Here is a 6,082-nt window from a genome sequence, read left to right as displayed (position 1 = left end):
GAGATTGGCTTGGTCAAAAAGGCTACAGCAAGTCAGTCTTGAAATCGGATCAAATCTAGATGACGCATAATTCGTGTGAAAAATGGCAATATTGTGTAGCTTAAATTCCTTAACCGATGACCCATGGGTCCGAGTCGCATTTATTTTGTCTTTGGCTGCGGCTCTTACTGCCCAGGCCATGGTTCCTGGGATGGCAGAGGAAGAGCCGAAAATCCCCGACTGGATCAACGAATAATTCGTGTGAAAAATGTCAATATTGTGTGGCTTAGACTCCTTAACCGATGACCCATGAAAACCCCTCTAGATCACAAAATCCAGATCGTCCCTGCTTAAAGGGTATTTAAATGACGGACCTCGACCGGAGGTTAATCGGAATTATCTTCAGCCAATGGAATAACCCATGTGACAGCACCTTCTCTGGTAAACATGGCTTTTCGGTTAAACCAGACGACCAGAGCAGCAACAACCACGAACAGCCAGGTATCGTAAGGCTGAGCATCCGGCCATAGGGGATTGATCACCTGCAGGTGGAAAAACGCGGGGAGCAGGATACTGCCACGCGAATTGTTGAAGAGCGGTGTCACGATGACGCTCAGGGCTACGGTGCCTACGAAGAATGGCGTCAATGACCAGGCGCTTTGCGGTGTGCCGCCGAGCATAAAAGCAGGAAGGTGCCAGAACGCCCAGATAACACCCAGCACGAGGGCAGCCCAGATGGGCGCCATACGACGCTGGAGGAGCGGTAGCGCCAGTCCACGCCAGCCAACTTCCTCGACTGGCCCCATGATGGCCATGAGGAGCAGCGCCAACAGATAAGACGTTACCGATGCAAATGGAAACAGCGTTTCGTAGGCGCCTTCCTTGAACAGGGCCGATATATAGAACACCAAAGGCACGACGAGGATCAGCATGACATACCAGTAAATCGACGTCCGCCACAACAGCAGCCGGGAGAGAAAGCGCCGCATCCCGTCAAAACCGTGCCGATAAAGAACCAAAACCAACGCTGCTATGGCTGGCGCATAAACCGCGAGGTAAAACAGCGGGTGTTCGCCCGTAAGATTCCCGAACAACCGAACCATCGTCTCAGAAGCAAATATATAAAGGCCGAGGATCCCCCAGGCGATGAGAAAGGCCATAGCAAAGAACGGGATTAGATCACGTTGGCGCATATTAAAAACTCCTTATATGGTTAGTATTGCCACGTTATAAAAAATTGTTGGTGCACGACTTTTGCCCACAACAATTCTGATAGAAATTGTTGAATCATCATCCTGATCTTCGGGATAGTCAGGAGACTTATAGGGCTCGCGGGAGGACCCTCTATCTGCCGCTTGAGTGTCGGATCTCGGAGAAACTCTCCAGCAGCCGATATGACCCTATTTAAAGAGGCCTGGGAGGCGAACCGGGGGCAAGCCGCCCGAAAAGTATTAAGCCCATCTTCTCAATAGCTTAGGCCTTCAACAGGCTCATTAGGCCAATGATCCCAAGCGAGATTCTGAGATGAAATCGATCGTCATAAAAGGTGCTAGAGAGCACAACCTAAAAGACATCACCCTCGAGCTTCCCCGAGACCGGCTCATCGTCATCACCGGCGTATCGGGGTCGGGGAAGTCGACCCTCGCCTTCGATACCATCTACGCCGAGGGGCAGCGAAGGTACGTCGAGTCCCTATCGGCCTATGCCCGTCAGTTCCTCGGCCAGATGGACAAGCCGGAAGTCGACTCCATCGAGGGGCTATCCCCGGCGATATCCATCGAACAGAAGACGACATCGAAGAACCCCAGGTCCACCGTGGGGACGGTCACCGAGATCTACGACTACCTCAGGCTATTATTCGCCCGGATCGGCGTCCCCCACTGCCCCGTCCACGGCATCAGGATCGAGGCGAGCTCCCCGGAGCGGATCGCCGACCGGATCGTCGAGGCCGCCCTGAAGGTCGAGGAGGACGGATCCTCCAACGGCGGCATGGTGACGATCCTCGCTCCAATCGTCCGGCAGAAGAAGGGGACATACGGCCAGCTCCTCAAGGACCTGAACGCCGAGGGGTTCGCCCGGGCGAGGGTCGACGGGCTGATCCAGAGGACCGACGAAGAGGTAGACCTGGACCGGTATCGGAAGCACGACATCGAGATCGTCATCGACCGCCTCGACCCCCGGGAGGAGAGGTCGAGGCTCGTCGAGGCGGTCGAGGCCGCCCTGGAGCGGGCCGGAGGGCTCCTCCTCGTCATAGACCCCCAGGGACGGGAGAGGCTCTACTCCTCGAAGATGGCCTGCCCCGTCTGCGGGATAGTCTTCGAGGAGCTGCAGCCTCGGATCTTCTCCTTCAACAGCCCCTTCGGCGCCTGCGAGGGGTGCAACGGCCTGGGGATCAAGATGGAGTTCGACCCGGATCTCATCATCCCTGACCCGGAGCTCTCCATAGCCGACGGGGCTGTTGCCCTCTACCACAACCACGTCGACGGATGGCGGGGGCAGTACCTCGCCGCCGTCGCAAAGCACTTCGGATTCGACATATTCACCCCCATGAAGGATCTCAGCGACGAGCAGCGGTCCGCCCTCCTCCGAGGATCCCGGGAGCGGATCAAGTTTGCCATGTCGATGAAGAACGGGGAAGCCAGCTGGTCCCACCAGGGTCAGTGGGAGGGGCTCATCCCCCAGTCGGAGCGGCTCTACCACCAGACGAACTCCGAATACCGGCGCGAGGAGCTGGAGAAGTTCATGAAGGTCCTCCCCTGCCCGCGGTGCGGGGGAAGGAGGCTCAAAGAGAAGGTCCTGGCGGTGAAGGTCGCCGGGATGTCCATCTCCGAGGTCGCCGATCTATCGGTATCCGAGGCCCTGGACCTCTTAGAGGGGCTATCCCTCACCGAGAAGGAGGCGGAGATCGGCCGGCAGGTTCTGAAGGAGATCCGCGCCCGGCTCGGATTTCTCGAGCGAGTCGGCCTCTCTTACCTCACCCTCTCCCGCAGCGCCGGGACCCTCTCGGGGGGGGAGGCCCAGAGGATCAGGCTCGCCACGCAGATCGGCTCGAACCTGATGGGAGTCCTCTACGTCCTCGACGAGCCTTCCATCGGCCTCCACCAGAGGGACAACGGCCGGCTGATCGAGACGCTGAAGGAGCTGCGGGACCTGGGCAACACCCTCATCGTCGTGGAGCACGACGAGGAGACGATCCGGGCCGCCGACCACGTTGTGGACATGGGCCCCGGCGCCGGGATCCACGGCGGCTTCGTGGTGGCGGAGGGGTCCGTCGGAGAGATCGAGGGCGACCCCAACTCCCTGACGGGCCAGTACCTATCGGGCAAGAAGAGGATAGAGGTTCCCGAAAAGAGGAGGCAAAGCGATAAGTTCGTCCGGATCTTTGGCTGCCGGGAGAACAACCTCAAGGAGATCGACGCCAGGATCCCCATCGGGGTCTTCACCGTGGTGACGGGGGTATCGGGCTCGGGCAAATCAACCCTCATCTACGACACCCTATACCGGGCCCTGATGAGGCGGATCTATCGGTCCAGCGAGACCCCAGGACTCCACGACGAGATCTCCTTCGACTCTGAGATCGACAAGGTGATCGTCATCGATCAGAGCCCCATCGGGAGGACGCCCCGGTCGAACCCCGCCACCTACACCAAGGTCTTCGACCCGATAAGACAGGCCTTCGCCGAGACGAAGGAGGCCCGGGTCCGGGGGTACAAGCCCGGAAGGTTCTCCTTCAACCTCAAGGGCGGCAGGTGCGAGGCTTGCCAGGGGGACGGCCTCATAAAGATCGAGATGAACTTTCTGCCGGACGTCTACATCGAGTGCGAGGAGTGCAAAGGCTCCCGGTACAACGCCGAGACCCTGGAGGTGAAGTACAGGGGGAGGTCCATCGCCGAGGTCCTAGACATGACCGTTGAGGAGGCGAGGGAGCAGTTCAAGAACGTCCCCGCCATAAGAAAGAAGCTCGACACCCTCCTGGGGGTGGGGCTCGGCTACATCAAGCTCGGCCAGTCCTCCACCACCCTCTCCGGCGGCGAGGCCCAGAGGATCAAGCTGACACGCGAGCTCTCCAAGAAGGCAACAGGAAAGACGATCTACCTCCTGGACGAGCCGACGACGGGGCTTCACTTCGACGACGTCTTGAGGCTCATCGCCGTCTTGAACGACCTCGTCGCTAAGGGGAATACCGTCGTCGTCATCGAGCACAACCTGGACGTCATAAAGTCTGCAGACTACATCATCGACCTCGGCCCCGAGGGCGGAGACGGAGGCGGCCGGATCGTCGCCGAGGGGACGCCGGAGGAGGTGGCGATGGTCCCGGAGAGCGCCACCGGCTCGTTCCTCGCGGGGAGGCTCTTGGGGCGGGGCTCCGACGACCTTTCTGACGACGGATCCCGCCGGAGCCTCTCGTCACCATCGATGATATGACGGCAACTTTCGACCTCGGAGAAGGGGGGTGTGAAGAGGGCGATGAATCCCCCAGAGGTGAGGTGGATACGACTTTAATCCAAAGTTGGCCAATGCAATTCTTCGTCTTGAGCGTTCTTTCAGTGAGCGCCTGATTTTTAACCTTTGAGTTCTAAAGTGTCAAGGGGGTTTGTGAAGATGATATCAAAATGGGTTATCGTCCCGATCTTCGCCGTGGCCGTCCTCTCTGCGGTGGGGTCATCTATGGAGGTCGGGGAAGAGACGACGGGCCGTGCTTTCGATCAGAATCTCGGATCGACCTCGCCGGCTATCACGCCCGCCCGGGTCGCAGGGTCCTGGAGCCTCGCCCTGAGGGATGGGGCCACCAGCAGGACCGAATACTTCGACCTACAGTTGAGCCAGGTCGGCGACGTCATCTTCGGCCGTGGTGAAACCGGAGGGACCGACGCCTTCCTGCCGGAACCTACGGATCCGAGGCCGACGAGAGACGAGGGGATCAGCTCGATGGTATGGTGGCTTCGCCAGGATCCAGATCCCGTCTCAACGACGGCCCGGACCCCGACGATCGGAGCCGCCGGACGGGTCAGCGGCGAAAGGGTGAGCCTCGATCTGATGAGCCTCGAGGAGAACCTCCTGTATCGGCTGGAGCTCACTGTCTTGGGCAGCTCGATCTCCGGAAGCTACACCGCCTACGACTCCTGGGGCAGGGTCAGGTCCGGGAGCTGCAGCGGATATATCCGGGCGGGGTACGGCCAGGCGGCCACGCCCGCCGGCTCCGGCTCTGGCATCGCCTATCTGGGCAGGACCAGACCGTTTTAGTGATATCCTCGACGATATCTTCCTTGAGAATTCTTCTGGGGTTGTGAGATCATGAAAGAGTACACCAACGACGAGATCACCGTCTTCTGGGACCAGAAGAAGTGCATCCACTCCGCCGAATGCCTCAAATCTCAACCGGGGGTCTTCGACGTCCATAAGAGCCCGTGGATAAATATGGACGCTGCAACCTCGGAGGAGATCATGGCCGCCATCGACCGTTGCCCATCTGGCGCCCTCTCCTACAGGAGGAACGAAGAGCTTGGAAGGCCGATAGACCAGTCCGGGAGACCCCCAGCCGAGATCAAAGTGATGAAGGACGGGCCCCTTCTCATCAGGGGAAGGTGCGCCCTCATCGGCGAAGAGGGGAAGACGATATCGGAGAAGGGGCCCTTCGCCCTCTGCAGGTGTGGGAGGTCGGATAAGAAACCCTTCTGCGACGGAAGCCATAGGAGCTGATATCTCTGTTAGGACTTACGCAGTTGAACAAAAAACCAGTAGCATGAAGCACCAAACTGTCTAAAACACAATCTTCTTGACAGGCTCTCATGTGCTTGGTTTTGATTCTCAAGTGCGTAAGTCCTATCTGTAATCCGTCGCCATCCCCCAAGCCTCTATTTTATAGAACCGCAGGAAGAAGATCCCACCCTATTAAGGGAGGGGATGAATGCCGTCCTACGACCCCCCAGCCCCCGTCTTATGGGCAACCAATATAAATAAATAACGTAACTATTCAGCCGGCATTCCGCAGTAAGTCTATGCAAAATTAAGAATTTATTGCTTGCCAAAATGTGCATAAATTCAAACGTTTAACTCAAATTTTGTTTAAAATAATTTTACTAGAATTTGTCAACACGATATT

The 6,082-nt window shown here is 58.0% G+C and carries 4 protein-coding genes; 3 read left to right on the top strand and 1 reads right to left on the bottom strand.

What is annotated here, in order from left to right:
* Positions 1-365 precede the first annotated feature (365 nt).
* Positions 366-1,172 (bottom strand): CPBP family intramembrane glutamic endopeptidase, encoded by an 807-nt coding sequence (locus tag P0O24_RS12200; RefSeq protein WP_316970032.1) that lies wholly within the window; start codon positions 1,170-1,172, stop codon positions 366-368.
* Positions 1,173-1,503: 331 nt separating this feature from the next.
* Here P0O24_RS12200 and uvrA point away from each other — a divergent pair, with 331 nt between their 5' ends.
* The 3 genes from uvrA to P0O24_RS12185 all read left to right on the top strand — a co-directional run bounded on the left by uvrA (position 1,504) and on the right by P0O24_RS12185 (position 5,679).
* Complete coding sequence (gene uvrA / locus P0O24_RS12195; protein WP_316970031.1) at positions 1,504-4,404, top strand: excinuclease ABC subunit UvrA; 2,901 nt, start codon at positions 1,504-1,506, stop codon at positions 4,402-4,404.
* Positions 4,405-4,581: 177 nt separating this feature from the next.
* Positions 4,582-5,223 (top strand): hypothetical protein, encoded by a 642-nt coding sequence (locus P0O24_RS12190; RefSeq protein ID WP_316970030.1) that lies wholly within the window; start codon positions 4,582-4,584, stop codon positions 5,221-5,223.
* 51 nt (positions 5,224-5,274) lie between these two features.
* Positions 5,275-5,679, top strand: a complete 405-nt coding sequence (locus P0O24_RS12185) for a (4Fe-4S)-binding protein (RefSeq protein ID WP_316970029.1) — start codon at positions 5,275-5,277, stop codon at positions 5,677-5,679.
* Positions 5,680-6,082 lie beyond the last annotated feature (403 nt).

The sequence above is a fragment of the Candidatus Methanocrinis alkalitolerans genome (assembly GCF_029167205.1).
GTDB classification, from domain to species: domain Archaea; phylum Halobacteriota; class Methanosarcinia; order Methanotrichales; family Methanotrichaceae; genus Methanocrinis; species Methanocrinis alkalitolerans.
This window is presented reverse-complemented; position numbering and strand designations above follow the sequence as displayed.

Bases quoted from the DNA above. Each gene is read 5' to 3' on its own strand.
- P0O24_RS12200 (WP_316970032.1), bottom strand. From the start codon at position 1,172: ATGCGCCAACGTGATCTAATCCCGTTCTTTGCTATGGCCTTTCTCATC.
- uvrA (WP_316970031.1), top strand. From the start codon at position 1,504: ATGAAATCGATCGTCATAAAAGGTGCTAGAGAGCACAACCTAAAAGAC.
- P0O24_RS12190 (WP_316970030.1), top strand. From the start codon at position 4,582: ATGATATCAAAATGGGTTATCGTCCCGATCTTCGCCGTGGCCGTCCTC.
- P0O24_RS12185 (WP_316970029.1), top strand. From the start codon at position 5,275: ATGAAAGAGTACACCAACGACGAGATCACCGTCTTCTGGGACCAGAAG.